Consider the following 25808-nt stretch of genomic DNA (forward strand, 5'->3'; position numbering starts at 1 on the left):
GGGGGTGGGGTAGACGCGAAGCGCAAAGTTCAGCCCGCAGGATGTGATCCCATGGCCAAGCCAAAGAAGACCCCTCGCCCCAAGGCAGAAACGCCAAAAGGCTTTCGCGACTATTTCGGTGCCGAAGTCACGCAGCGCGCCGAGATGCTGCGCAAGATTGCCGGGGTCTATCACCGTTACGGGTTTGACGCGCTTGAGAGTTCGGGTGTTGAGACGGTTGGGGCCTTGGGTAAGTTTTTGCCCGATGTGGACCGCCCCAACGAAGGGGTTTTTGCGTGGCAAGAAGATGCGGATGCGGACAAGACCGGTGATTGGCTGGCGTTGCGCTATGATCTGACCGCGCCGCTTGCCCGAGTTTACGCGCAGCACCGCAATGATTTGCCGACACCCTATCGTCGCTATGCAATGGGCCCTGTCTGGCGCAATGAAAAGCCCGGCCCGGGGCGGTTTCGTCAGTTTTACCAATGTGATGCGGATACGGTTGGCGCACCTTCGGTCGCGGCAGATGCCGAGATTTGCGCGATGCTGGCGGATTGTTTGGAAGAGGTCGGGATTGAGCGGGGCGATTACATCGTGCGCGTGAACAACCGTAAGGTGCTGAACGGCGTGATGGAAGTGGCTGGCGTGCTTGATCCGTCATACCCTGACAAGTTTGCATCCGAGCGCGGGATCGTCTTGCGCGCGATTGATAAGCTGGATCGCTTGGGCCTTGACGGCGTGCGTGCCTTGCTTGGCGCGGGGCGCAAAGACGATAGCGGTGATTTTACCGATGGTGCCGGTCTGACAGATACGCAGGCCGATGTGGTTATGGGCTTTATGCAAGCCAAGCGCGAGACCGGTGCGGAAACCGTGGAGCGCTTGCGTGAACTGGTTGAGGGATCAGCCGTTGGGCTACAAGGCGTAGACGAGTTGGAGACCATTGCCGATCTGATGGCAGCGGGTGGCTATGGCCCGGATCGGGTCGAGATTGACCCGTCAGTTGTGCGTGGTCTTGGGTATTACACCGGACCTGTGTTCGAGGCCGAGCTGACGTTCGAGATCAAAGACGACAAAGGCCGGGTGCGCAACTTTGGCTCTGTTGCGGGGGGCGGGCGCTATGATGATCTGGTCAAGCGCTTTACCGGCCAAGAAGTTCCCGCGACCGGCGTGTCGATTGGCGTGGATCGCCTGTTGGCCGCGCTGCATGCGAAGGGGCGCTTGACCAGTGATGCCGTTGGTCCCGTCGTTGTGACCGTGATGGATAAGGCGCGCATGGCGGACTATCAGGCGATGGTGGCCGAACTGCGTCAGGCGGGTATCCGCGCCGAGGTATATCTGGGCAACCCCAAGAACTTTGGTAATCAGCTGAAATACGCGGATCGCCGGGACAGCCCCGTTGCCGTGATCGCGGGCGGGGATGAATTCGACAGCGGTATGATACAGATTAAAGACCTGATCCTCGGGGCCAAAATCGCCGAGAATGCGACGCTTGAGGAATGGAAAGACCAGCCCAGCCAATATGAAGTACCACGCGCCGATCTGGTCGCGAAAGTGCGTAAAATACTGGAGCTGAACCGCTGATGCCAACCCGTTCAGAGACGCTTGCCAAGGCGGCGCAACTGCGCGCGATGTTCGAGGCGCAGGGCGCGATGGTGGTGGAGCCGCCGATCTTGCAACCTGCTGAAACACTACTGGATTTATACGGCGAAGACATCCGGGCGCGTGCCTATGTGACATCGGACGCGCTGCGCGGCGAGCAAATGCTGCGGCCTGATTATACGGTGCCCGTGGTGCAAATGCATATGGCCCATGGCGCAGACCCGGCGCGCTATACCTATGCGGGCGAAGTTTTCCGCCGTCAGGAACATGATCCTGCACGTGCAAATGAGTTTATCCAAGTCGGATACGAAGTGTTTGATCGGGCAGATCCGGCAGCGGCTGATGCCGAAGTGTTTGCGCTGATATCAGAAGCGTTGCGCGGGCTGCCGGTTCAGTCTGTCACCGGCGACATCGGTATCTTGATGGCAGCCGTCAAAGGGCTGGACACAACTGAGCGCCGCAAGGCCGCGTTGATGCGACACATCTGGCGGCCCAGACGGTTTCGCAGCTTGCTGGAGCGGTTCGCAGGCCAGACGCCGGTGCCGGTCTCTCGGGCTGCGTTGCTCGCTGGAGCAGTAGAAAGCGATGCCCCGATGATAGGTTTGCGCAGCACGAAAGAGATCGAAGCGCGGATTGATGCGCTGCGCGAAGATGCCCAAGCGCCTGTTTTGTCGGCAGAGCAAGTAGCGTTGATTGCGGCGCTGTTGGACGTGCGCGAAGTAATGCCCCATGCGCTAAGCCGGTTACAAGACATAGCGGTTGATTTGCCCGCGATTGCAGGTGCCGTGGATCTGGCCGCAGCGCGTGCGGATGCATTGGCTGCGCGTGGTATAGATACGGATCAACTGGCGTTTGAGGCGAGTTATGGCCGCGCATCGATGGAGTATTATGACGGGTTTGTTTTTGGTTTTCGCGTGGAAGAACGGCCAGACTTGCCTGCCATTGCCAGCGGTGGCCGCTATGATGCGCTGACAAAACGGCTGGGTCAGGGGGATGAAATTCCTGCTGTCGGCGGGGTGATGCGCCCGGGCCTGATGCTGGAACTGGAGGCTGCGCAATGACGATCAAACTTGGTGTGCCCTCCAAAGGCCGGTTGATGGAGAAAACGTTTGAATGGTTCGCGGCGCGCGGTATCACCTTGCAGCGCACGGGCTCGGATCGTGAATACGCAGCAGCGGTTGGCGGCATTGACGGCGTGTCGCTTATGCTGCTGTCGGCCGGAGAAATCCCGCGCGAACTGGCAGCAGGGCGCATACATCTTGGGGTCACTGGGACTGATTTGATTGAGGAAAAGCTGGCGTTGTGGGATCAGTTGGTGGCACCGGTAGAGGAACTGGCTTTTGGCCACGCCGATTTAATTATCGCTGTGCCTGCCGCTTGGCGCGACGTGGATACGTTGGATGATCTTGATGCCGCAGCCGCAGCCTTTCGCGCGCAACACGGGTTCCGCCTGCGGATCGCCACAAAATACCACCGCCTCGTGCGCGAGTTCCTGCGCGGTGCGGGGGTCGCGGATTATGCGCTGGTCGACAGCCAGGGTGCGACCGAAGGCACCGTGAAAAACGAAACCGCAGAAGCGATCGCCGACATCACATCAAGCGGCGAAACCTTGCGGGCGAACCATCTAAAAATTCTGTCCGACGGTTTGATCTTGAAATCGCAAGCGACGCTTTGGCGCAGCCGCACGGCTGATATGGATGATGAAGAACGTCTTACCCTCGCGGCATTGCTCCAAAAGCTGGCGTAGTCCAAAGGCCGTGCTAGTGCGCGATTACTTTGTTTATTTGCCTCCGGCGGGAGTTTTGCGGGCAAAATGAAACGCTAGGTCTGCAGCTAGTTCATTTTGCAAAATAAACTCAAATTCTAACCTTGCCGCATATGGTGTGTTTGAAGTTTAGAGCACACCGATTTCTGCCAAGGCGCGGTTGAGATCGGTAGGAAGCGGCTCTTCCTCTTCGCGGTTTTTTGGCAGATCAGCTGGCGCATCGTCGGGGCTAAGGTAGCGCCAGCCTTGGAAGGGGCGTTTGACGCTGCTTTGGACGCGGATAAGCGTCGGATCCATAACGATCGCGCATCGTCGAATGCCGTCTTGCCCGATGTGCTCGTCCAGCCGGATAATCTTTTGCCGGCATTGGATAACACCTTTGATGACCCAGAAAACAGAGCCGCCATTGGTTAATTCCGCTTCGCGTTTCGGCCACATGCGGGTGACATGACGGGGCAGACCATCGGCGGCTTGCGCCCGCTTTGTTTTTTGCCACAGGGCAAGATCATCGGTATTTTCTGTACCTACCGACAATTTCAAGATGTTTACGTACTTATCCACAGAATCTCTCCGCCTTGCGTACATAATGTAGCTGGCCCGTCCCAAGCTTCAAGCTGTTGTGCTTTTGGGCCGGTTTGAGGTAAGGTAAAGCCCATCCCGAAAACGCCAAGGAACCGAGCATGTCACGATTCGCCACCCCTATCGCCGAACAAATCTGGGATATGAAATACCGGTTCAAAGACGCCGATGGTACGCTAAAAGATATGACTGTCGAAGACACGTGGCGGCGGATTGCCCGGGATTTGGCGCAAGTCGAAAAGCAACCCGAGACGTGGGAAGATACGTTTTTTGAAGCTTTGGAGGATTTCAAGTTCCTTCCTGCTGGGCGCATCACAGCGGGTGCCGGGACTGCGCGGCGTGTGACGCTTTTCAACTGTTTTGTCATGGGGACCGTGCCCGACAGCATGGGCGGCATTTTCGACATGCTCAAAGAGGCCGCGTTGACCATGCAGCAGGGCGGCGGGATCGGGTATGATTTCTCAACCATCCGTCCTGCAGGGGCGGATGTTCTGGGGGTGTCTGCCGACGCGTCGGGGCCGCTGTCCTTTATGGATGTGTGGGACGCAATGTGCCGCACCATCATGTCAGCCGGGTCGCGCCGCGGTGCAATGATGGCAACCATGCGCTGTGACCACCCTGATGTTGAGAAATTTATCGCGGCCAAGTCGGACCCTGCGCGGTTGCGCATGTTCAACATGTCGGTACTGATTACCGACCCGTTCATGGATGCGGTCAAGGCGGACGCGCCGTGGGATTTGGTGTTCGATGGCAAGGTGTATCGGACCGTGCAGGCCCGTGATCTTTGGAACCGGATCATGAAGGCCACCTATGAATTCGCAGAGCCCGGCGTGATATTTATTGACCGGATCAATAGCGCCAACAACCTGAGTTATTGCGAGACCATCGCCGCGACCAACCCTTGCGGAGAGCAGCCTTTGCCGCCTTATGGGGCCTGTCTGCTGGGGTCGATCAACATGGCGCGCATGGTTGCGGATCCGTTCAATGACGCGGCGCATCTAGATGTTGATGCCTTGGACAAGCTGGTCGCCACGGCTGTGCGCATGATGGACAATGTGGTGGACGTGTCAAAATTCCCACTGGACGCTCAAGAGGCTGAGGCCAAAGCCAAACGGCGCATCGGCCTTGGTGTTACTGGGCTGGCGGATGCGTTGTTAATGGTTGGATTGCGCTATGGCTCGGACGAGGCCGCAGCCCAGACCGAGGCATGGTTGAAGGCGATTGCGCGAGCCGCCTATCTGGCGTCTGTCGATCTGGCCAAGGAAAAGGGAGCGTTTCCATTGTTCGACGCGGATGCCTATTTGGCGTCGGGTACCATGCAGCAAATGGATGAGGACGTGCGCGGTGCCATCAAGGAAAACGGCATTCGCAACGCATTGCTGACCTCAATTGCGCCCACAGGTACGATTAGTCTGTATGCGGGCAATGTTAGTTCCGGGATCGAGCCGGTGTTCGCCTATGCCTACACCCGTAAAGTGCTGCAAAAAGACGGCAGTCGCACCGAAGAAGAAGTTGTCGATTACGCCGTTCAGATGTGGCGTGATCTGAAGGGTGATGCCGAGCTGCCCGATTACTTTGTGAACGCGCAAACGCTTGCGCCGCTGGACCATGTCAAAATGCAGGCTGCCGCGCAAAAATGGGTCGACAGCAGTATTTCCAAGACAATCAACTGCCCCGAAGACATCAGCTTTGACGCGTTCAAAGACGTTTATATGGCCGCCTGGGATCAAGGCTGCAAAGGCTGCACGACCTATCGCCCCAATGATGTCACAGGGTCGGTTCTTTCCGTTTCTGAAAGTACCGACAGCGCGCCCGGCGAAACCGCGGCCCAAGCCACGCCCCAGAACGGTGGCGAGGTTGTGTACATGTCTGAACCGCTGGATCGCCCAGAGGAATTGGAGGGCGCAACCTATAAAATCAAATGGCCCGACAGCGAGCACGCGCTTTACATCACGATCAATGATGTTGTCATCGGAGGCCATCGGCGCCCGTTTGAGGTGTTTATAAACTCCAAGAATATGGAGCATTTCGCCTGGACCGTCGCCCTGACACGCATGATTTCGGCAGTGTTCCGTCGTGGTGGGGATGTGTCTTTTGTCGTAGAAGAGCTGAAAGCGGTGTTCGACCCGCGCGGTGGTGCATGGATGGGGGGCAAATACATCCCGTCAATGCTGGCCGCGATTGGTGGGGTGATTGAACAACACCTGATCGCCACCGGTTTCATTGCTGGCGAGGGGCAGGGGCTGAAATCTGACCCAAGTGCCCAAGTCGTGGGTCTAAATCCACCTCGGGGCAAAGCATGCAGCAGCTGCGGTCAGTACGACCTGCGCATGGTAGAAGGCTGCATGACTTGCGGCAGCTGCGGCTATAGTAAATGTTCCTGATGAAGAACTAAGTTCTTTTTTGTTGTTCTGACCATCAATTAGTGGCCACCGACCGGGTTAGAATGGCCATTTTGCAAGCATAAGAAGTCTATCAGGCGTTGTCCGTCGTCAGTAGTAAGGCTACGGCCCCCGAACCCGTTCTCGTTGGTATGTGCAGCGCCTTAACCAAGGCACTGCACCGTGTTTTCTAGGTCAAGCTATGGCGTAGTTTTGGTAAGTGGGACAGGATCAGCACATCAATCGCCAGCACAGTGATCAATGCCAGACCGGCCATTGGAAAGGCCATGGAAACAAACAAACCCACCAGCACGGCACCTTGCCAAAGGGGGAGCTCTTTCGGCATGGGCGGCGCAGACAGGCGGCCTGTGTTCGCCGGACGGCGTTTCCACCAAAGTACGACGGAACTGGCACATAGGAACAAGACCGCGAGGCAAACGAGGGTGTTTGCAAGCACGCTCCACAAGCCCATTGTGCCCATGTGCAGCGCGATACCCACGGCCATTGCCTTGCCCGCGAGAGAGTAATCCCCATAGCGGATATCGGCCAGAATTTTGCCTGTGTATTGATCCACGTGGACCGTGCGGTCAGACATCGGATCGGTGCTGTCGGTGTTCATGGAATCGCGGCTTAGCGTCCAGACACCTGTTGCCGACTGTGGCAGGTTCAACTGATAGCGCGCGTCGAACCCGATCTCGCGGGCGAGGATGTCGACCGTGTCGATCGTGACTGGCCCATCTTGTACGCCGTCGATCCCGGCATCGCTGCCTGATGCGGGCATCGGGGTTTGTTCAAGCGCCCATGGTACCTCGCGGCGGTCATGGTTCATACTGGCGTGGATGTCGTCGGATAATGGGACAGCATCCCATTTTTCCGCTGGAAACTGGCTCCAGGCTTGGACCATCTTGCCGCCCCATATTCCGGCCCACGATAGACCTGAGATCAAGAAGAACACCAGAAAGATCGAAAGCCAGATACCAACAACACCATGCAGGGATTTCCACATGGCACGGCCGCGGCCAAAGCTGGGGATGAACGCCTTGCGCCATCCGGCCTCGCGTGGCCACCACATATAAAGCCCGGTCGCGATAAGAACGAGGGCGAGGGATGCTGCGGTTTCAAGCATTCGGTCGCCGGTCACGCCGAGCATGAGATCGCTATGAATGCCATCGGCGAAATCATACCACCCACTGCGGCGGGGGAATGTTTCAATCACCTTGGCGGAATACGGGTCGACGGCCACCATTGTCGCGTCACCGTCGTGATCGACACGAAACAGCGCCGCAACGTCCGCGGTGCGGGGGGCAACATACTGCTTTAAGGTGCCGTCCGGAATGGCGGCAAGGGCGGCTTCAGCCTGATCAGAAACAGGCAGAATAATTTCTTGCTGGGTGACTGGGGTACGCTCGCCGTCGCGCCCGTCAATCCACGCGATCCAAAGCATGGATGCGCCCGTGATTGCCAGTATTGAAAGAAAGGGCAGCACGAAAAGGCCAGCATAAAAATGCCAACGCCATGCGGCGAAATAGAGTTTATTTGTGCGGCCCTCGGGCTGCACTTGTATATCGGTTGATGTCATGTATTGGCTCCAAGCTTGGAAAACCCGCATCTTTGGCGGGTGAAATTTGAACTCTGGGTGGATGAGAGATCAGGCTTGGGGTGGTGCTCGGGTCAGACGGGCCGGGTCAAGCGGGTGCCTGTGGTGCAAACGCTTGGCGACAAAAGTGAGCACGCGCGTTTTTTCGGTAACGACCAAAGGTGCGCCAACACAGGGGCGCGGTTCCAACGCGGCCCCCAGCAGCCGACACACTTCGCATTTTTTCGCTTGGGCACCGTTATTACCGCTCGCCGGGGTACACAGATCCTCAAGCGATCCACCCGTCGCAACATAGGCGGCAAGGTCCGGCGACATCGCGCGCGCAAGTCCAGTATGCGCCACGCCGGAAAACACCATCGCGAAAACAAGCGCGAAAGCGGTCAGAGCGTTGCGAAAGGGCTGCGTCAATTTGAACATTTCCCCCGCTATAATTGTAGCTGACAAAATAGGCGAGGGTTTAGATCGCCGCAGGGCCAGCAGCGGTCATTTTTCCCAAAGATATCGTGGAGATATCGCGTTAGTTAGTATTTGCGCAGATAGGCCCAAGACACATAACCAACCATAGCGCGTGCGTCGTTCAGCGCGACTTTGCACCAGCGGGTGCTGCCGGTTTGCTGGCAGCTTTTGACACGCAGGACGGTGCCATTGGGAAGGCCAAGAACAGTGCGGTAACCAGTGCCGGGCCCTTTGCGCATTTTCAGCATGTCACCGTCTTCGACGCCGAAAACCTGATGGCGTCCAAGCTGCTGCGCGCTTGCAGGTGCGCCCATGAGTACGGCCCCGATAGCAATTGCAATTAGCGCTTTGAGACTGGATTTTGGCATCGGGTTCTCCTGATCCTATGGTGGTTATTCAGCACAATCCTATAGTCGCCGTGAAGAAGCAGCCATACTCCGGTGCCGTATTTCTACATCTTTTTAGCGGCTGCAAAGGTCGGATGCCCTTGGTGATAGACTGGCATCAGTCCAGGCTGCGTTTGATCGAGCAGATGAAAAAATGCGTGGTGTGAACCCCCAAGGAGATGCGCGGCCGCAGGTGCATGGAAGATCATAAATGGAAAAATGGGATCGGTCGTGCAACCATGTGCCGGGCGCGCAATATTTCTGCCGTATTCTATCTATAGTGCGAAACGTGATATAGATCATACAAGGTGCCGCCCGCGGTTGACGCCATGTTGAAGGATGTGAAATGAAAATACTTGCTGTTGACGACGATGAGGTCATCCGCAGACTTATGTCCGAGATTTTAACGAATATCGGATTTAGGGATGTCACCTTTGCTGCGTCAGGAAAGGAAGCCCTGAATATTTTGCAGGCGGCAAAAGGTCCTTTCGATTGCTTTCTGCTGGATATCGAGATGCCCGGAATGACGGGCATCACCTTGGTTTCGCACATCCGCAAAATGCCCGACTATGCGCGAACACCTATCCTTATGGTCACTTCGATGGCCGAGCGCGCTTATGTCGACAGTGCTTTTGCCGCCGGTGCCACGGATTATGTGAACAAGCCCATTGACGTCTCAGAGATGCATGCGCGGTTGCAGCTGGTGTCCGAGCTGGTGTCCGAGCGTAAAAAGGCGAAAAGTGAACGCACCGATGGGACCGACGGTGCCACCGCTCTGGCGGACACGAGCGAGCGTTTGCATATTGAGAATATCGACGGTGTTATCGACTATCTTTCGCTTGAGAATTACTTGCTACAACTGTCACGATTGTCGCTCTTTGGGAATTGCGCGTTTGGGGTGGCAATCAAGGATTCAAAGCACCTGTTTGAGGGGCTGAGCCACTACGAGTTCCATTCTGCTGTTACAGATGTTGCCGAGGCGCTGTCGGAGTGTTTGAAACCCCACCGGTTTTTTCTGGCGCATATTGGCGGCGGGGATTTCGCGGGGATCACCGATGCAGGGCGTCAGTTTGATGCCGATGAATTTGAACTTGCAGTCGGGCAAAAGCTGCGAGAGATGGACCTGTATTATTCCAACGGCCGCCCGATGGTGGTGCATATTTCAGCAAGTGATCCGATCCAGTTGGATTGGCGGTCGTCGCGCAGCTCGGTCAATGCCTTGCTCGAGGCTGTGGGCAACGCAGAGCAAAAGACCCTGTCGCCTGCGGATGCCCTGATCGAGATTCGCCCCCCCGTGAAGCCGGGTCACTAGTAAGAAGGGTAGGTCCCCAATGAATGCCAATTTTCTTGCTGGCCTGGAAAAACTGCGCGAAAAATTCTTGGCTGAGCTATCTCAGCGCAATGCATCGCTGAAGGATGCGTTTTCCAGACTGACCGCTGAAGATGCAGATGAGAACGCGATCGAGGACATATCCTGGATCGCACATAAAGTCTCTGGCTCGGCTGCGACGCTCGGGTTCAAAGAACTGGGCGAGCAGGCGGCACGGACGGAACGGCTGATCCTTGGCACTGCGGGCTCCCACTCTGCTGACGATGCCGCCTTGCGGGCCGAGGTTACTGCATTGATCAGGCTGATGGATGATCCACGCTGACACCGATGTGCATGGATGGATCCTAGCATCGGCAAGCACGCGGGTTGCGCCTGTTATCTAGGGGCCTTGATCGATGCGAGGACAGCCACCAGTAAATTAGCCGGCTGACTTCAACGTCACCTTGAATGTCGTTCCCGTGCCAAGCTCGCTATCGTATTCGATGCTGCCGCCATGTCCTTCAACGATGCGCTTTGATATCGACAGGCCCAAGCCCGTCCCCTGAAACTTGCGTTGATCGCTTGAATCGATTTGGCCGAATTCTTCGAAGATTTGCGTTTCGCTGCCCTCGGGGATGCCGATGCCCTGATCTGCCACAGACAGAACGATGTTTTCATCCGCTGTGCTCAGGGCCACCCGTACGACCCCGCCTGTCTCGGAAAACTTGGCCGCGTTTGACAACAGGTTCATTACGACCTGGCCCAGACGTTTTTTGTCACCCAGAACAAAGAATTTGCCCTCGGGGATATCGACATCGACCTCGACATTCAGCGTTTTCGCATAGGGCTGAAAGTTATGTATATTGGCCGTTACAAGGCTGCCCATATCTACCATTTCCAAGTTTAGCGTGAACTTGCCCGCGTCGGAAGACTGCAACAAAAGCAAATCACCAACCAGGTCAATGAGGCGGCTACTGTTGCTGCGGGCAATGCCTAAAAGGCGCGTCATCTTGGGGGGGACCTCTCCGGCAGAGCCGACGTCAATAAGATCAAGCGCGCCCTTGATCGATGTCAAAGGCGTGCGCAGTTCATGACTGACCGTAGCAAGGAAGCGTGTTTTCGCCTCACTCGCGGCCAGCGCGTTCTTATGTTCGATCTGGAGGGCGATGCGGTTTTTGAGAAGGACCGAGTAGCCCAAGATAAAGGTGCGCGCGAGTTCAAGAACAAAGCCCAACACAAAGAGTATGGTGAAGAGGTTAAGCCAGATTTCGGATGTAATAGGTGGCCTGACGATCCACACATCACGAATGGCAATATAAAGGAGTGCTGACACGTAAATTGCCAACCGCGAAACGAGGACAGGAATGAACTGGTGGTTGTTCATCGTCGCAAAGATTGATGCTGATACCAGCAAAAACATCGGCAGGAAGTGCCCGCCGCCAGTACCTTGTTGTATCGCAATTGCAATGCAGAACGATGAAATGGTTATCGCGCTGAGAATGGTTCCGGCGTAGAGATTGTAGAATAATTTCCGCGGCTTCATCGTCTTTGACTTGGCCGTCGCAAGAATGTGGCGCATCAAAACTGTGTCATATATCTCACAGATACCAATCGCGATCAGAAAAAACAGCGCCACTCTATGGTCGTAGTAAAATCCCGCAAGGCCAAGCGCTGCACCGTAAATGATGATCCTTTGCCAGAACAATTTTTGCCCGACAATCGCATAATCACTCAGTCTTTTAAGGATAGATCGCTGTTCGGTGGCGTTCATGCCGGGCACGGAAATTAGTTCTTTTAAGTTAACCATTCTTAGAGCGTCCCGTTGCCCTGACGGGCATTTGCTAAATAATTCATGCGATCATACTACTGTGGGTGGAAATTTTGTTGCGAATAAGGCAGAAACGTGGCTGTATACGAATTGTTAACTTTTTTCGGTCTTGGAACCAAGGCGTAGGTAGTAAAATATGGGTTTCCATAAGGTAAAGACGATCGATGAGGCTGAATCGGTAAAGCTCAATGTCTCGTCCAAGCAGCAATCGAACGCGCGTGACGTCCCGCCAGCGCTTCCCTCGATTGTAACGAGAATTGATGAAACCATTGTATCTGCAAGCAACCAGCATCGTTATGGGCAACTTTACACCGATAACCTACGTGCGCGCAAAGCGGTATTTATTGACCAGAAATCCTGGGAGCTTCCGCATACCGACGGGATGGAATTCGACCAATACGACACGCCGCAAAGCCGCTCGGTTGTGATTCACGAATATGGCCGCGTTCTGGCGGGTGTTCGGTTGCTGCCGACAACAGCGCGCTGCGGCTGCTATTCCTATATGCTTCGCGATGCGCAGCTTGGGCTGCTACCCAATATTCCCGAACATGTTCTTTACGAGCGGGCCCCCGTCATGCCTCACGTTTGGGAAGCCACGCGGCTTTTCCTGACCAAGGACGAACCCGCCGAGCGGCGCCTGTTCATTCAGACAAAACTGATCAAGGCAATGGCCCGTGCCGCCACCGAACAGGGCGCAACCCATGTGATCGGTATCGTACCAGCCGTGTTTCAGCGCTGGATGAACCGCTTGGGCCTAAACGCGCTTCCTATGGGCCCCAAGCTGAACATCGGCGGTGACCACACGCAAGCTGCGGTGATGCATGTGGCGGGCCAAGCGGCTTAGATCGTCATAATGTAGTACTTGTCACGCGTTGCCGGTACCGCAAGAATGAGAGAACAGATAAATGTCTAAGATATCCCCTCCCAATCACCACCGACGTGGGCCTGATAGCAAATATTCGAGCTGCTATGACCCTAACCATTGCCGCGCGGACAGGTTGTCCGGCGTCAATAAATGCGGTGCCCTTTGAAACAGAAGGTCGCGCGCAAAGGCATTCGGTCGTCTAAACGAAGCATGTCGGAGCGAGGTACTGTGGCAACGCTACATGGCTTTGTTGCACAAAGCGGATAAGGGATTCATGTCGTGAATCCAGTGTGGTAGCTGGTCCGCATGAGCAAACCGACACTTCCGACCTACAAGACCACGAAATGGGCTGCCGACAACGAGGCTTTGAAACGTCGCGGGTCACTGACCATCTGGTTCGATCCCGAGATGAATTGGGATGCCAAACCCTCCGACAAGAGGGGGAGATCGCGGACCTTCAACGACGCCGCGATCCAGACGTGCCTCACGATGAAAATTCTGTTCGGGATGGCGCTACGTCAGACGACCGGCTTTGTAGAAAGTCTCCTGCGGCTGACGGGACTCGCTTGGGCCGTGCCTGACTTCAGCACCGTTTGCCGACGCTAAAGGACGCTTGCGGTCAACATTCCGCATCGTGGCACTGAGGGCCCGTTACACCTGTTGGTCGACAGCACCGGCATCAAGGTCAAGAGTGAAGGCGAATGTAACACGCGCAAGCACAGCGGCCCCAAACGGCGCGTCTGGCGCAAGATCCACATCGGAGTTGACGAGAAAATGCTGGAAATCAGAGCCGTCGAGATTACGGGCAGCAACACTCGGGATACACGGATGCTACCTTATCTCCTCAACCAGATCCCGCACGATCAGGAGATCGGCAGCGTGATCGCGGATGGCGCATACGACACGGGCAGTTCCAGCTTTTGAAACGAGAACGGATCCGGCGGCGCACCTACCTCACACTTGACGCCGCTAGACAGGACGTGTTCGATTACATCGAGATGTTCTACAATCCGACACGTAACCACACAAACAACGGCATGCTGTCACCGATTGACTATGAAGCAAGAGAGTTAAAACTGAACAAAGCAGGCGTCTAGGAAACTAGGGGCTATTCAGCTTGAGTTCGCTTTGATGAGCCAAGAGGAGCAATCCGTCAAAGACCGGCTGGAGGTGCGCAAGTCACAGGCGAACGCGCTGTGTCAGAGCGGCATCACGACCGAGCTTCTGGATGTGATCATCGGGTTTGAGGCCCTGGAAAAATTCAGGCGCGCAACTCCGACCGACCCCAACAAGCTATCCAACACGACACCCAACCAAGAAAGGAACCAATGGAAATCATGACCACCCTCACTGTGATCGTACTGCTTTTGGGCGCGGCGGGATGCACTGATCTCGACCATTACCCGATCAGCGGTCAGGAATGCAGCGCCGATGACCCGGTGCTTGATCTTGATGCAAATGACTGTGCACCGCTGGTCTGACCTCACGTTGCTGACAATGGTTTCGCCAGCTCTGGCTCCATTCTCAGCGATCAGGCAAACCCTTCCAATGCGCACAAGCGTAGCGAACGCCTTATGCGCGCGCCAATTGGGGTCTAGGCCTTGCGGTTCTATCGGTATCCTCGACGATTTTGAATCTATCATGAGATTTCAGATCGATTAGGCCTTGGCGCTTGAGTCGACTGAAAGCGCGACTGACACCCTCCATCGATAAGCCAATGTGGTCCCCGATGTCGCGGCGACACATGGGGAGCACTACGTGGCCGGTGCCAGAGCGTGTGGCGGCAAATTCTTTCAGAAACTGATATAGACGGTCGGGACCCTTGGCGATGATCAGCGTCAGCATCTGCCTCTCGCGACGCATCAGCAAGGCCCGCACATAAGCCCTGACCTCCTGTCGCAGCGACATGTTGACAGCGAGCTCTTGCTCAAGCGTTGACCTCGGTATCGACTTCAGGATCACATGGTCGACGGCTTCGGCCGTAAAGTGCCAAATATCCATGTCGGAAATGCCAACGAATTCCCCTTTTTTAGAAAAGGAGAAAATCTGCCGGTGACCTTCTGAATCAACGGTACAGCACCGAATTGTTCCTGAAACAACAAGATAGATCGCATCTGCTGTGTCTCCGTGCAGCAATACGGTGCTGCCGGGTTGGAAATGCTGTTCGAATGCGTGGGCCCGGAACAATGTAAGCAACGCAGTCGTTTCGTTTGGTGCTTCAGGTGCTGTCGAATTGATTTTGGTCGCTGAACCACGTGTTGCAGGAACCAATTTTGGCCGCGGCGCGATCCAGCCTCCGGACGCGGCGTGCGCCAAAGATGCGGTCGTGCTTGTCATGCGGTAACCCCCCGTTCTCGTTGGTTTGGCCGTGATTGAAACGGCCTTTGATAGGCAATGGACTGCCCGTAGAGACCTCCCGGCATGCGTTAGATCAATTCAGGACCTCTGAGCTGGTGTTAATCCAGCATGGAGACTTTGGTATCCAGCATCTTCAATCTAAGCCCGTTGGATCAAGCATGAAGTGACTCACAGTGAGGCGCATTGTGAGGAATGGTAGACACAAGTGCCCATCGGGCATTGAAAAGGGAGTGGAACGTGGATTTGCAGCTTGCTTCTTCACTGCCCTGCGACGCTGTGAAGGCACAACTGGCGCATATCGTTGACGGTCGGCAATTTCGAAACGCCCCGCGCTTGTCGCGCTTCCTCACCTACGTGGTCGAACAAAACCTCGCCGGACGATCAGACCAGCTCAAAGGTTATACGATTGGGGTAGAGGTTTTCGACAAGGACGAGGATTTCGATCCGCAAACCGACACCATTGTGCGTGTGCAGGCCCGGGCGTTGCGTCAAAAGCTGAGCGAGTACTATCAGCAGAACGGTGCGGATGACCCGGTGCATATTTTCATCGCCAAGGGCGGATACGTGCCGGAATACTATGTGCCTGTAGTCCATGACCAAGCGGATGCGGATGACACATCCGTTAAAGGCGATGATAGACCTTCTGCGCCTACGCCATCTGACAAACCGTCGATTGCGGTTTTGCCCTTTGAGAATATCGGGCTCGGGGTCGAGCATGATTTTCTGTCTCTCGGCCTGAACGAGGGCGTTATTTCAGACCTGTCCCGTTTCAAATACCTCTCCGTATTTTCGCGCTCGACGACGGAGAAAGCAAAAGAACTACAATTGAGCATAGCGCAGATGTTCCAACGGTTTCGTCCGGATTTCGTACTGGAGGGCACCTTTCGCGTTCGGAATGAACTGATCGAAACGCGGATCAAGCTGATCGATGCCGCACAAGACTCAATCCTTATGACCACGCAAATTGATATGGAGCTGAACCCGCAGCATATCTTCGATGCGCAGGATGAGCTATGCGCTCGAATTGCCGCGCGCATAGGGGTAGATAGCTCCATTGGGCAGACCGCACGACAGTCTCAGCGATCGCGGCCCGCGATCAGGTGGGACACATATTCATGGACGTCTCGATACTTTGAATACGGCTTTCAGTTGGACAAGACCGAGCGCGACGAGATTGAAGCCGGGCTTAAAAGTGCTGTCGATAGTGAACCCTCATCTGCCGATGCCCATGCCGCGCTAGCGATGATTGAAGTCGAATACTACCGGACGATGTCAGCGGATGTCGGTGATCCTATTCGTCTTGAGCAGGCAATTAAACAAGCGCAAATTGCTGTGCGGTGTGATCCGCAAAACGCCATGGCCTATCAATCCCTTGCCCTTGCACAATTTCATGCGAAGCGGTTTGTCGATTTTCGCGCATCGGTCAAACGTGCTCTGCAGCTCAATCCGGGGCACGCCGACATGCTGGCAATGTTCGGTATGTGCTTTGTCCGGCTTGCCGAGTGGGATGAGGCGATGCCTTTGCTCGACCGCGCTCTGACTCTGAACCCGCTGCATCCTGACTGGTATCACATGCCGAAAGCGATGCATCTGATGATGACGCAAAATCCCGAAGCGGCTATCGCGGAGTTCACGAAGCGTCCAATGCCTGGTCTGTTCGCGTTTCACTACATTCTGTTGTGGCTCCAAGTCGAGGCGGGCAACATGAAAGAAGCCGAGATGGAAAAGGGCCGATTGCTCGATATCGCACCCGATGTCGAGCAGTTCACACGCCGCTATTTCGATGCGATCTGTCTTTGCGATGAAATTGCGGACCGGGCGATCGCGGCTTGCCAAAAAGTGGGGCTATATATCGCCTAGGTCGACTTCGCCGTGGCATGCCTTTCAAGAGGCGCGCGTTCTCACAGCCCTCCAGTACCAAATAGATCCTCCACGCACCCTTAGGGGGTATGCCAAAGGGTGCGCGTCTGTGCATTGACGTTCGTCAAACCTGCGCGCAGCCGTGTGCGTAGTCAGAGGTATGCGACCCGAAGCAAGAAACAAAAACGTGCTCCATAAAAATGTGCTCGAATTGGCCCATAGGATGGTTCTTGTGCCGGCACCTCGCGTCAACCCAGCCCCGGAAGAGCGATGCGGCGAGACAAGGACATGATAGCAGCAGCCGATATGCAGCGCGCTTTGACGCAGGACCAACCTGGCGGAAAGATCAGTCTGTTTGCGCGAACGCTTCTGATCGTGGCAGCCCTCTGGACAGTATCCAGTCAAAGCTATTACGCGCTTGTGAGCGTTCTCGGGCTTGAACGGGGCTATGACGGCGCGCCGATCCTGTTCGCCGCCTACTACCTTGGCTGGGCCGCGCTGGCAGCCTGGCTGTTCCGGGCGCTGTTCGCAAACGTATTGGCGCGCGATCGCGTGGCGCGCGAAGGGCTGGCCTTGCTGCTGATCCTAGCGGCTTTCGGGCTGTTCGTCGTCTATGCTTTGCCGCTCTTGCCCGACTTCTCAGAGGTCCGCGCGCCAGGGAACCCGCCGGAGTTCATATTCGCTTCGGCCTGGGGTCCGGCACGCCGGGCGATCACTTTCATCTCGAAGGCGCTTGGCGACTATACCGAAGGCTGGCCCGATACTGTGAAGGCGGGCGACGCGGTCATTGTCGAAGGGCAGTACGGCCGCTTCACTTTCGACAATGCCAAAGAGCGCCAAATCTGGATCCGTGCCGGCATCGGCATCACGCCCTTTATCGCGCGGCTCAACCATCTGGTCGCCGCACTGGATGGCAAGAAGATTGATCCCTTCCACACGGCGCCCAAAATCGCGTCGGAGCCTCAGGCGTTGCTCGAAGCAGACGTGGCAGCGGCAGGGGTCAAGTTGCAGCTCATGCGGGATGGAACGACGGCCTTCTCGACGGTGCCCGCCTGCGCGACATGCTGCCCGACTGGACAAATGCCAGCATCTGGTTCTGGGCCCCGCCGCCTTTGGCCATGCGCTGCGTCAGGATCAGGTCGCGCACGGCCTCAAGCCCGCGGACTTTCATCAGAAACTTTTCAACATGGGCTGACGCGCGCGCACCCAAGGAGACCGCTTATGACGATCAAAAGCATCAACGGCTGCATCGGCTGCGAGGAATGCGTCAAATCCTGCCCCTGCGACGTGATCCGCATGGAGGGCGGCAAGGCGGTGATCACCTATGCCGCCGACTGCCAGATCTGCCATCTCTGCCGGATGTATTGCCCGGTCGACGCCATCGAGATGTCGCCTGAGAAATCCATCCCTGTCATCGTGCCTTGGGGTTAAGGCCATGAAATTCACCGTTCAACGCGCCACAATCCTTGTCGCCTTGGCCATTTTCGTCGGCCTCCCGCTGATGTTCTATGCGTTTGGCGAGACCCCGCGCCGCTCGCTGCTGAAAGAGGTGATCTCCGTCGCGACGCTGCTCGCCTTCACGGCGTTGCTCGGCCAGTTCTTCATGGCGCGTAGCAACACTTGGCTTCTGAGTGTCTTCAAGCCGGTACAGATACAAAAGGTCCACAAGTATATCGCCTACGCGGCAGTTGCGGTGATCCTGGCGCATCCTGCGCTGATCGTTTTGCCAAGGTTTTTTGAGGGCGGCATTCGCCCGTCGGATGCACTGATCACGATGTTTACCACATTTGACAACCTCGCGCTGCTAGCGGGGTTCTTCGCATACCTGATCCTCGTGGTACTGGTCGTCACCGCCTTCTTCCGCAAGCCGATCATCAAACGCCTCGCCAGTCATTATCGCGGCTGGCGGTATGTCCATGGTGGACTGGCTGTCAGCTTCACGGTGCTGGCACTGTGGCATTCCATCATCCTTGGCCGTCACACGGATACACCGATGTCTGCTCTGCTGCTGACACTGGCGCTGGTCGGCTTCGGGTTGCTCGCGCGGCTTTACTGGGGCGCGCAGCCCGTCAAACCCACCCCTCCGCAGAAAGGAGCCATGTCATGAGCGAACAAGCAGACACCGTCGCCCCCACCCGCCGCGACTTCCTCGCGCTCACCGGCGCGACGGCCGGGCTTGCCACGGTCGGTGTGGCCGGATGGGCGCAGAACGCGGCCGAGATCGACCCTGGCACCATTGCCAAAACTGACCATGCCACCGACGTGCTGGTGATCGGCGGCGGCATGGCGGGGCTTTTCGCGGCCGTGAAGGCGCATGACGCGGGTGCCGCCACGATGATCGTTTCCAAAGGGCGATTGGGGTCTTCGGGCCTCACACCCTTTGGCAAGGGGTTCTTTGTCTTTGATCCCGAAACCGAGACCGGTAGCATCGAGGATTTCATCGACACCGTTTCACGCTCGGCGCTCGGCACTAATAACGCCACCTATACCCGCCAGCTTGCCGCGCATTCGCTCGATCGCGCTAAAGAGCTAGAAGACTGGGGCTATTTCGACCAGACACTGGCCAACCGCCCGTTCATGAAGCCCATCGAAGAGCGCGCAATCCCCCTGCTGGAGCGGGTGACGATTACCCACCTGATCAAGGAAGGTGGCCGCATAGCAGGCGCGGCGGGCTTCCGGCTAGATGCCGAGGAAACGGTCACGATCCGGGCAAAATCCGTGATCCTGTGCACCGGGGCAGGGGGCTTCAAGCCGAACGGCTTTCCGCTGGGTGACCTGACCCATGACGGCACAGTCATGGCCTACCGGATCGGGGCCAAGGTCACGGGCAAGGAATGGAACGACGGCCACACTACCCGCGTTGACCATCCGGCGGCCACATTCGACGGGTGGGGCGACATGTTCGAGCGTGCGCCCTCCACCACCGGCGTCGAAGTGCATCACGATCTGGGTGTGGACCTGAACTACCGCGCCTACCGGCTCGGCAACCCGGTTGCGGGCGGGCCGGGGTCGCCGCCCGATGCAGAGGTCAAAGAGGTCAACGGCGGCCCAATCGTGCCGGAAGAATTCCAGCGCACATTCGACGCGCCCGCCGGTGGCGACGGCCCCCCTCCGGGCTTCGGTCCAGGTGCCAATGTCGGGGGCGCATCGGCGGGCATGGCGATCCACAAATCCGAAGGCCTGGTACCCTACAACGATCGCTGCGCTTCCAACATCCCAGGTCTCTATGCGGCAGGCGATGCACTCGGCAGTCATATGGCGGGCGGGATCTACACACAGATAGGCTCATCGCTGGCAGGCTCTGCCGTGCAAGGCGCGGTCGCGGGCGAAGCAGCAGCCGAATATGCCGCTGGTGTCGACGCCCCGACAATCCCCGACGCGCGCTTGGCTGAGATCACGGTCGACATCCTCGCCCCCTTGCGGCGCGAGGCGGGATACGGCCCCGCCTGGGTCACGCAAACGCTGCAAGGAGTGATGATCCCCAACTTCGTCCTCTACATCAAGAAAGCGTCGATGATGCAGGCCGCGCTGGCATATATCGAGGAGCTGCGCGACCACCACGCGCCCATGCTGCGCGCGGCCAACATGCACGAGCTGCGGCTGGCGTGGGAGACGCGCAACATGATCGAGAGCGCCGAGATGAAACTGCGCGCCTCACTGTTTCGCACCGAAAGCCGGTGCAGCCACTACCGCCTCGATTATCCCGAGGTGGATGACGAGAATTGGCGCGCCTGGATCAACATCCACCGCGGCAAAGACGGTACGATGCAGCTTACCAAACAACCCTTCGGAACTTGGCCCGAGCCAGCATGACGCCCTGAAGCCGCAACACTAACCAAGGAGAAAATCATGACGTTAATAGACAAAAAGAAGACCCATTCCGGTCTCGGAATTTGGGATTCTCTGAATGAGATCCCGGCCGGAACCATGTTCGTTCCGCTCGTGATAAGTGCGATCATTGTGACACTGTCCGTGCATAGCGGCCTCGGAATGTCCCTGTGGGATTACCTGGGCGAACCGATGAAGAGCCTCTTTGGCCCTTCCGGGCAGATGCTGGTGATCGGCCTTATGTTGTTTTGCACGGGCACGATGATCTCGGGCCATGATTTCGTGGAAGTCGGCGAAAGGGGCATCTGGGTCATTTTTGCAAGGCTTTTGCCAGCATACGCGATCAGCGCGTTCGTGTTCCTCTATTTCGGCCCGGAGGGGTTCGCCGGAATCGACGCCATTACGCTGGCTTGCTGCCTGACATCGGCAAACGCCGCCTTGTATATGGGGATAATCAAACCTTATGCGGATGAACCGGACCGGGGCGCATTCCCGATCATGTTGATCTTCTCGATGCCACTGCTACCCTTCATCTTCCTGTCGTATTTCGGAAGTGGCGGCGGCGGATTCACGAGTCAAATCATGCAGGTGCTTTCGCTCTTGCTGCCTTTTTTCCTCGGAGTTGCCTTGGGCAACCTCGACCCCAAGATCAAAGAGGTCTTCCGCGGGGGAAACACTATTCTTCTACCCTTCCTTGGGTTTCAGTTCGGCTCCACGATCGACCTCGTAGACGCCTTTCAGGCAGACATCATTGTCGTCGCGCTTCTGCTCACCGCAATCTACTGGGCCGTTACGATCATAATCCCGTTCATTGTCGATCGATACGTTCTGGGCAGGCCTGGCTATGCCGCGATGGGTTCCACCGCACTGGCGGGCGTTTCGCTCGTGCTCCCTGCCATGGTGGGCAATTTCACGTTCGATGGTCAACTCGGCTCAGTCATCACCGCGAACGCGGTCTCGATCCTTGCATTCGTCCTGTTTATCACCAACGTTCTGTCGCCGTTCTTCACGAAATGGACAATGAACGCGTATTTCAAACACCATAAAGCCGCTGCAGAAGACGTATTTTCGCAGACACACCCTGAGCTTCTCGCCGCAGTCTACGATGAAAATGGCAATTACAGAAACCACCATCACTATCACGATATCTTCGGCCGGATTTTTCGCTCCAGGTCACATGATGACGATGGAACGCTGGTGCAGGTCTCGACGCTCAATGCCTTGATGGAAGGCGACTATCGCGGAAGCAAGACGGTCAAAGACGTCCTAAAAACCACCGATACCGGTGTCGGGACTTATGAGGGGCTCGATGGCGAGGCAATCATCTACAAGGGCCATGCCTATGTCGGAAGGGCCGATGGCGAAGTTAGTGAAATGACACCGGAGGACACATTCGCCTTCTCGATCACGACACGCTTCGATGAAAGCGTGGATGAGGACGAGATATCTTTCGCATCCATTGAAGATCTGAAGGCGAAGCTGGAAGAGTACCTCGATTCACACAACTACTTCTTCATGATCAAGATGGAAGGCGTCTTTTCCGTCAGGGTCAGAAGCAACTTCAAACAAAAGCAACCCTATGAGCCGCTCTACAAGGTCGCGGGCGATCAGAGAGAATTCGAGTATCACGACATCGAAGGCGCAGTGATCGGAGTCTTTTCGCCCAACTACGTCGAAGGCATGAACCTTCCCGGTTGGCACGTTCATTTCTTGTCGAAGGATTTCAAGAAAGGCGGGCATATCCTCGAAGTGTCCGGGAAGGACGTCAAAATTAAGGTCAACAAGCTTCAGGCTTGGAAAGTCCTGATGCCAGATGATCCCGACTTCAGCACGTGGAACCTCAAGGAAGACCTGAAAGCGAAGACTGAAGCCGTTGAGGGCAAGTCGAGAACCAAGGAAACCACCTAGCAGGTAGGAGCCGCGCTGTTGGTTGCCCTAATAGGCAACGCAAAACTCGGCTGGATTGTAAACGTCGCCCCGTCGAAATGCGGGGCGGCAATGCGCCGCCCCGGCCATCATCAATTGTCGCCTTGCGGGGCACCGGGCCGCTGCAAGGTCGGCGCGCCATCGCCATCGCCGTCACGCCGTTCGACGAGCCGTGCAATGCGGGTGTCAAGCTCTTCGGGAGCGATCTGGCCGTCGCCGTCGCTGTCCAGAGCTTGGAGGGCATCAACCATGCGCGAGCGGGTGAACGACCGGTAAAGCTCGTCGATCTCCTCAATCAACAGCGCACCGTCGTCGGAGGGGTTGTCCTGCTTTGCATTCTCCCAAGACAATTCCAGGTCAGAAAGAGATTTGGAGAAACCGCTTCTAATCTCGCTCCAGTCATCGCGGAGTTTTGTGTTCATCTCGTCGACGCTCTCGTCAATGTCTGCGAGAGTTGCTTTCGAGACAGTTACCAATGCTTCGTGCCGGTCATGTGAATAATCACCAATCTGGCCTGCTGCCGACTTCGTGGGCTCCGAGATAAGATGTTTATGAGATTAGAGATCAGGAATGACGAAAAGAGTTTATAACCGACGATGTCACCGCGCTGATGTGGGCGATAGGCTGATCGACGCGCAGATCGCGTCGCGTGCACGCCCCCAGTTACTTTATGTGTATTGCGAGCCGCTTCCGACCTTCGTCTTTACCCTACCGAAAGCGTCGTTTTTTAGCCCACCCCGCGTAGAGTGCAACTCACGCGCATCGATCAGTCGATGCAGACCAGTCGTGCCCGGCAATTGACGTTCGTCAATTTGATGAAATCGATACCGCCTATGAACCCAGCATCTGCCACCTTCCGGGCGCAGCTGAGCAGCATACGGGTCAGTTTTCCTTCAATGTAAGACAGCTTGCTTCATCGCCCCGAACCGAACTTTCAAATCATGCATAAGGGGATGCAACATGAATATTTTTGATCGAAAGGCCTACCTCGTAGGCGGTGGTATAGGCTCTTTGGCCGCTGCCGCATTTATGATCCGCGACGGTGGGATGCCTGGTGAGAACATTACCATCTACGAAGCCAATTCAAAGCTGGGCGGAAGCCTTGACGGGGCCGGAAATGCGGAAGATGGTTATTCGATGCGTGGTGGTCGGATGTTGACGACCGACAATTACGAATGCACGTGGGACCTGTTTAAGACGATCCCCTCACTCACTGATCCGCAACAGTCTATCTTTGACGAAACAATCGCATTCAACAAGCGGATGAAAGCGCATTCCAAGGCGCGATTAGTGGATCGAAATCGCTCAATCGTAGATGTAGAGTCGATGGGTTTCACGATGACGGACCGGCTGGAGTTGCTAAAACTTACTGAGGCGAGTGAAGAAAGGCTGGGCACGAGTGTCATTACTGATTGGCTCTCGCCAGAATTTTTTACCAACAAGTTTTGGTACATGTGGCAGACGACATTTGCCTTTCAACCCTGGCATAGCGCGGTTGAATTCAAACGTTATTTACATCGCTTTATGAAAGAGTTCTCTCGAATTGAAACCCTGGCTGGCGTCAAGCGCACTGTTTACAATCAATACGATTCACTCGTTCGACCTCTGGTCGCTTGGCTCGAAGCGGAGAATGTCAACTTCCAGAACGAGTCCACTGTGACTGACTTTGAGTTTCAAGCCAATACAGCATCTCATACGGTTGTCGGGATTAAGCTCCACCAATCCGGGCTACAAAAGACGATTTCAGTTCGGAAAGTCGATCTGGTCTTCTTTCAAAATGGCTCCATGACCGATGCATCGAGCGTAGGTTCCATGACAGAGGCCCCAAAGCGGCTAACCAAAGCCGACAGTGGCGGTTGGACGCTTTGGGAAAAATTGGCAGAGGGCCGCCCAGAATTCGGCAATCCGGCACCTTTCAACAATAGCATCCCCGAGTCCTATTGGCATTCATTTACTGTGACTCTCAAAGACACAGCCTTTTTTGACAAGATGCAGGCTTTTTCCGGCAACGAAGCTGGAACTGGAGGTCTTGTGACTTTGAAGGATTCAAACTGGCTGATGTCTGTGGTTCTGTATCATCAACCACATTTTATTGGCCAGCCCACCGACGTACAGATATTGTGGGGGTATGCGCTGCATCCCGATAGGATAGGTAACTATGTTGCTAAGCCGATGTCAGATTGCTCAGGCGAGGAGATCCTTCGGGAACTTTGTGGCCATCTCAACTTTGACATGGAGACGACTTTCGCACATGCAAACTGTATACCATGCAGGATGCCTTACATTACAAGTATGTTTATGCCTCGTGCGCGATCTGACCGACCTCTGCCTGTTCCAAAGAATTCCAGAAATCTTGCCTTCGTAAGCCAGTTCGTTGAAGTTCCGGAAGATGTAGTTTTTACTGTTGAGTATTCGGTACGTGCGGCCCAGATGGCGGTCTATGAATTGCTTGAGATCGACCGGGAAGTACCAGCTATACTTCACCATGACAAATCTCTCAAAGTGAATTTCGATGCCGTAATTAAGGCATTCAATTAAAATGTGGCTCTCTCCCCGCGGTCTTGGGCGCGGAGAGAGCCAAGCTACTTGCCCTCGCGTTTCGAGCGAATTCTATCGCAAGAAATTATTATACGTAAGAAACACTCAACGTAATTCGGCTTTCGTTATTACGCATCAACGCGCCGAAGCAAAAACTAGTGTGGTACATCTTCCGAAACCTCCTGACGAAGAACTGGTCCCTTTGCCAGGCGTCTGCCGAGTGCGACGATGAATGCATCATAGCGTTCGCCTGCCTGCGCTTTGGCCGCAGCCCGGGCGGGTTCAGGCAGTGGCGGGTTGGTGGTCAGCCAAAACCGAGCGAACAGCGCCAGGGTTTCCACCGAGATGCTTACGTCGCGTTCCAAGCGGAACATGCGGCGGTAAATTTGGTCAAGGCGTTTGGTCGTTGCCGTTTCTTGGCGTCCGGCGGCATCTGGCGACAGAAATGAAGCAATGGCGTTTTCAGCCACAAGGGAGCGGGAATGATCGCGCCGGGCTTCTTCGTCATCTCGATCTCCTAGTCGATAAGATGAACAAGAAATCCTCCCTTATTC

The 25808-nt window shown here is 55.9% G+C and carries 23 protein-coding genes and 2 pseudogenes; 17 read left to right on the top strand and 8 right to left on the bottom strand.

The window, feature by feature from the left end; genetic code table 11:
• Positions 1–51 precede the first annotated feature (51 nt).
• The 3 genes from hisS to hisG are packed head-to-tail and all read left to right on the top strand — an operon-like array spanning position 52 to position 3325.
• Positions 52–1560, top strand: coding sequence for a histidine--tRNA ligase (gene hisS / locus BM347_RS13160; RefSeq protein ID WP_093916920.1), 1509 nt, complete (start codon positions 52–54; stop codon positions 1558–1560).
• Positions 1560–2639 carry an ATP phosphoribosyltransferase regulatory subunit gene (locus BM347_RS13165; protein WP_093916921.1) on the top strand — a complete coding sequence of 360 codons (1080 nt, stop codon included), beginning with the start codon at positions 1560–1562 and terminating at the stop codon, positions 2637–2639. Before hisS ends, BM347_RS13165 begins: the two co-directional genes overlap by 1 nt.
• The gene (gene hisG, locus BM347_RS13170) at positions 2636–3325 is read left to right on the top strand and encodes an ATP phosphoribosyltransferase (protein ID WP_093916922.1); all 690 of its coding nucleotides are present in this window, start codon (positions 2636–2638) and stop codon (positions 3323–3325) included. The genes BM347_RS13165 and hisG overlap by 4 nt, the downstream gene beginning before the upstream one ends.
• A gap of 147 nt (positions 3326–3472) precedes the next feature.
• On the opposite strand, the gene BM347_RS13175 is transcribed toward hisG, so the two are convergent.
• Positions 3473–3904, bottom strand: coding sequence for a DUF1489 family protein (locus BM347_RS13175; protein ID WP_093916923.1), 432 nt, complete (start codon positions 3902–3904; stop codon positions 3473–3475).
• A gap of 119 nt (positions 3905–4023) precedes the next feature.
• On the opposite strand from BM347_RS13175, the gene BM347_RS13180 reads away from it, so the two are divergent.
• Positions 4024–6306, top strand: coding sequence for an adenosylcobalamin-dependent ribonucleoside-diphosphate reductase (locus BM347_RS13180; RefSeq protein WP_093916924.1), 2283 nt, complete (start codon positions 4024–4026; stop codon positions 6304–6306).
• Positions 6307–6493: 187 nt separating this feature from the next.
• Here BM347_RS13180 and BM347_RS13185 read toward each other — a convergent pair whose 3' ends face one another.
• The 3 genes from BM347_RS13185 to BM347_RS13195 form a co-directional block, all read right to left on the bottom strand.
• Positions 6494–7882, bottom strand: coding sequence for a PepSY-associated TM helix domain-containing protein (locus tag BM347_RS13185; protein ID WP_093916925.1), 1389 nt, complete (start codon positions 7880–7882; stop codon positions 6494–6496).
• A gap of 69 nt (positions 7883–7951) precedes the next feature.
• Positions 7952–8317, bottom strand: coding sequence for a hypothetical protein (locus BM347_RS13190; RefSeq protein ID WP_093916926.1), 366 nt, complete (start codon positions 8315–8317; stop codon positions 7952–7954).
• Positions 8318–8421: 104 nt separating this feature from the next.
• Complete coding sequence (locus BM347_RS13195) at positions 8422–8724, bottom strand: SH3 domain-containing protein (protein ID WP_093916927.1); 303 nt, start codon at positions 8722–8724, stop codon at positions 8422–8424.
• 364 nt (positions 8725–9088) lie between these two features.
• On the opposite strand from BM347_RS13195, the gene BM347_RS13200 reads away from it, so the two are divergent.
• Positions 9089–10054, top strand: a complete 966-nt coding sequence (locus tag BM347_RS13200; protein ID WP_093916928.1) for a response regulator — start codon at positions 9089–9091, stop codon at positions 10052–10054.
• A 19-nt stretch (positions 10055–10073) separates the two neighbouring features.
• A complete protein-coding gene (locus BM347_RS13205) occupies positions 10074–10394 on the top strand; it encodes an Hpt domain-containing protein (protein WP_093916929.1) in 321 nt (106 codons plus the stop codon).
• 96 nt (positions 10395–10490) lie between these two features.
• Here the strand turns inward: BM347_RS13205 and BM347_RS13210 are convergent, their stop codons facing one another.
• Positions 10491–11822: a sensor histidine kinase gene (locus tag BM347_RS13210; protein ID WP_245764270.1), complete on the bottom strand. Its 1332-nt coding sequence runs from the start codon at positions 11820–11822 to the stop codon at positions 10491–10493.
• Between the two features lie 193 nt (positions 11823–12015).
• Between BM347_RS13210 and BM347_RS13215 the strand changes: the two genes are divergently transcribed.
• The 5 genes and pseudogenes from BM347_RS13215 (at position 12016) to BM347_RS17610 (ending at position 14225) form a co-directional block, all read left to right on the top strand.
• The gene (locus BM347_RS13215; protein ID WP_093916931.1) at positions 12016–12723 is read left to right on the top strand and encodes an acyl-homoserine-lactone synthase; all 708 of its coding nucleotides are present in this window, start codon (positions 12016–12018) and stop codon (positions 12721–12723) included.
• Positions 12724–13050: 327 nt separating this feature from the next.
• Positions 13051–13650, top strand: a pseudogene (locus BM347_RS13220) (IS5 family transposase); the annotation flags it as partial.
• 5 nt (positions 13651–13655) lie between these two features.
• Positions 13656–13841, top strand: a pseudogene (locus BM347_RS13225) (IS3 family transposase); the annotation flags it as partial.
• 34 nt (positions 13842–13875) lie between these two features.
• Positions 13876–14085, top strand: coding sequence for a hypothetical protein (locus BM347_RS13230; RefSeq protein WP_093916932.1), 210 nt, complete (start codon positions 13876–13878; stop codon positions 14083–14085).
• On the top strand, positions 14082–14225 hold the full coding sequence (locus BM347_RS17610; RefSeq protein WP_175498571.1) for a hypothetical protein: 144 nt from the start codon (positions 14082–14084) through the stop codon (positions 14223–14225). The genes BM347_RS13230 and BM347_RS17610 overlap by 4 nt, the downstream gene beginning before the upstream one ends.
• A 91-nt stretch (positions 14226–14316) precedes the next feature.
• Here BM347_RS17610 and BM347_RS17470 read toward each other — a convergent pair whose 3' ends face one another.
• On the bottom strand, positions 14317–15081 hold the full coding sequence (locus tag BM347_RS17470) for a Crp/Fnr family transcriptional regulator (protein WP_139226487.1): 765 nt from the start codon (positions 15079–15081) through the stop codon (positions 14317–14319).
• 258 nt (positions 15082–15339) lie between these two features.
• On the opposite strand from BM347_RS17470, the gene BM347_RS13240 reads away from it, so the two are divergent.
• The 5 genes from BM347_RS13240 to budA all read left to right on the top strand — a co-directional run bounded on the left by BM347_RS13240 (position 15340) and on the right by budA (position 22698).
• Positions 15340–16962, top strand: a complete 1623-nt coding sequence (locus BM347_RS13240; protein ID WP_175498572.1) for a tetratricopeptide repeat protein — start codon at positions 15340–15342, stop codon at positions 16960–16962.
• A 288-nt stretch (positions 16963–17250) separates the two neighbouring features.
• Positions 17251–18393 (top strand): hypothetical protein, encoded by a 1143-nt coding sequence (locus BM347_RS17630; RefSeq protein WP_217644024.1) that lies wholly within the window; start codon positions 17251–17253, stop codon positions 18391–18393.
• 4 nt (positions 18394–18397) lie between these two features.
• The gene (locus BM347_RS13250) at positions 18398–19069 is read left to right on the top strand and encodes a ferric reductase-like transmembrane domain-containing protein (RefSeq protein ID WP_175498573.1); all 672 of its coding nucleotides are present in this window, start codon (positions 18398–18400) and stop codon (positions 19067–19069) included.
• Positions 19066–20775: an FAD-dependent oxidoreductase gene (locus BM347_RS13255; RefSeq protein WP_093916934.1), complete on the top strand. Its 1710-nt coding sequence runs from the start codon at positions 19066–19068 to the stop codon at positions 20773–20775. Before BM347_RS13250 ends, BM347_RS13255 begins: the two co-directional genes overlap by 4 nt.
• 36 nt (positions 20776–20811) lie before the next feature.
• Complete coding sequence (gene budA / locus BM347_RS13260; protein ID WP_093916935.1) at positions 20812–22698, top strand: acetolactate decarboxylase; 1887 nt, start codon at positions 20812–20814, stop codon at positions 22696–22698.
• Between the two features lie 110 nt (positions 22699–22808).
• Here budA and BM347_RS13265 read toward each other — a convergent pair whose 3' ends face one another.
• Entirely contained in the window at positions 22809–23138 is a 330-nt protein-coding gene (locus tag BM347_RS13265) for a hypothetical protein (RefSeq protein WP_093916936.1), read from the bottom strand.
• Positions 23139–23676: 538 nt separating this feature from the next.
• Here BM347_RS13265 and BM347_RS13270 point away from each other — a divergent pair.
• The gene (locus BM347_RS13270; RefSeq protein ID WP_093916937.1) at positions 23677–25254 is read left to right on the top strand and encodes an oleate hydratase; all 1578 of its coding nucleotides are present in this window, start codon (positions 23677–23679) and stop codon (positions 25252–25254) included.
• Positions 25255–25409: 155 nt separating this feature from the next.
• Here the strand turns inward: BM347_RS13270 and BM347_RS13275 are convergent, their stop codons facing one another.
• Positions 25410–25724, bottom strand: coding sequence for a CopG family transcriptional regulator (locus BM347_RS13275; RefSeq protein WP_342742188.1), 315 nt, complete (start codon positions 25722–25724; stop codon positions 25410–25412).
• Positions 25725–25808: the final 84 nt, after the last annotated feature.

Origin of the sequence: Sulfitobacter marinus, from assembly GCF_900116285.1 — a bacterium.
GTDB classification, from domain to species: domain Bacteria; phylum Pseudomonadota; class Alphaproteobacteria; order Rhodobacterales; family Rhodobacteraceae; genus Sulfitobacter; species Sulfitobacter marinus.

Coding starts and splice junctions, on each gene's coding strand:
- BM347_RS13195 (WP_093916927.1), bottom strand. CDS start 8,724: ATGCCAAAATCCAGTCTCAAAGCGCTAATTGCAATTGCTATCGGGGCC.
- BM347_RS13210 (WP_245764270.1), bottom strand. CDS start 11,822: ATGAACGCCACCGAACAGCGATCTATCCTTAAAAGACTGAGTGATTAT.
- BM347_RS13190 (WP_093916926.1), bottom strand. CDS start 8,317: ATGTTCAAATTGACGCAGCCCTTTCGCAACGCTCTGACCGCTTTCGCG.
- BM347_RS17610 (WP_175498571.1), top strand. CDS start 14,082: ATGACCACCCTCACTGTGATCGTACTGCTTTTGGGCGCGGCGGGATGC.
- hisG (WP_093916922.1), top strand. CDS start 2,636: ATGACGATCAAACTTGGTGTGCCCTCCAAAGGCCGGTTGATGGAGAAA.
- BM347_RS13270 (WP_093916937.1), top strand. CDS start 23,677: ATGAATATTTTTGATCGAAAGGCCTACCTCGTAGGCGGTGGTATAGGC.
- BM347_RS13180 (WP_093916924.1), top strand. CDS start 4,024: ATGTCACGATTCGCCACCCCTATCGCCGAACAAATCTGGGATATGAAA.
- BM347_RS13185 (WP_093916925.1), bottom strand. CDS start 7,882: ATGACATCAACCGATATACAAGTGCAGCCCGAGGGCCGCACAAATAAA.
- BM347_RS13250 (WP_175498573.1), top strand. CDS start 18,398: ATGAAATTCACCGTTCAACGCGCCACAATCCTTGTCGCCTTGGCCATT.
- BM347_RS17630 (WP_217644024.1), top strand. CDS start 17,251: ATGATAGCAGCAGCCGATATGCAGCGCGCTTTGACGCAGGACCAACCT.
- BM347_RS13230 (WP_093916932.1), top strand. CDS start 13,876: ATGAGCCAAGAGGAGCAATCCGTCAAAGACCGGCTGGAGGTGCGCAAG.
- budA (WP_093916935.1), top strand. CDS start 20,812: ATGACGTTAATAGACAAAAAGAAGACCCATTCCGGTCTCGGAATTTGG.
- BM347_RS13215 (WP_093916931.1), top strand. CDS start 12,016: ATGGGTTTCCATAAGGTAAAGACGATCGATGAGGCTGAATCGGTAAAG.
- BM347_RS13205 (WP_093916929.1), top strand. CDS start 10,074: ATGAATGCCAATTTTCTTGCTGGCCTGGAAAAACTGCGCGAAAAATTC.
- BM347_RS13255 (WP_093916934.1), top strand. CDS start 19,066: ATGAGCGAACAAGCAGACACCGTCGCCCCCACCCGCCGCGACTTCCTC.
- BM347_RS13165 (WP_093916921.1), top strand. CDS start 1,560: ATGCCAACCCGTTCAGAGACGCTTGCCAAGGCGGCGCAACTGCGCGCG.
- BM347_RS13200 (WP_093916928.1), top strand. CDS start 9,089: ATGAAAATACTTGCTGTTGACGACGATGAGGTCATCCGCAGACTTATG.
- hisS (WP_093916920.1), top strand. CDS start 52: ATGGCCAAGCCAAAGAAGACCCCTCGCCCCAAGGCAGAAACGCCAAAA.
- BM347_RS17470 (WP_139226487.1), bottom strand. CDS start 15,081: ATGACAAGCACGACCGCATCTTTGGCGCACGCCGCGTCCGGAGGCTGG.
- BM347_RS13265 (WP_093916936.1), bottom strand. CDS start 23,138: ATGAACACAAAACTCCGCGATGACTGGAGCGAGATTAGAAGCGGTTTC.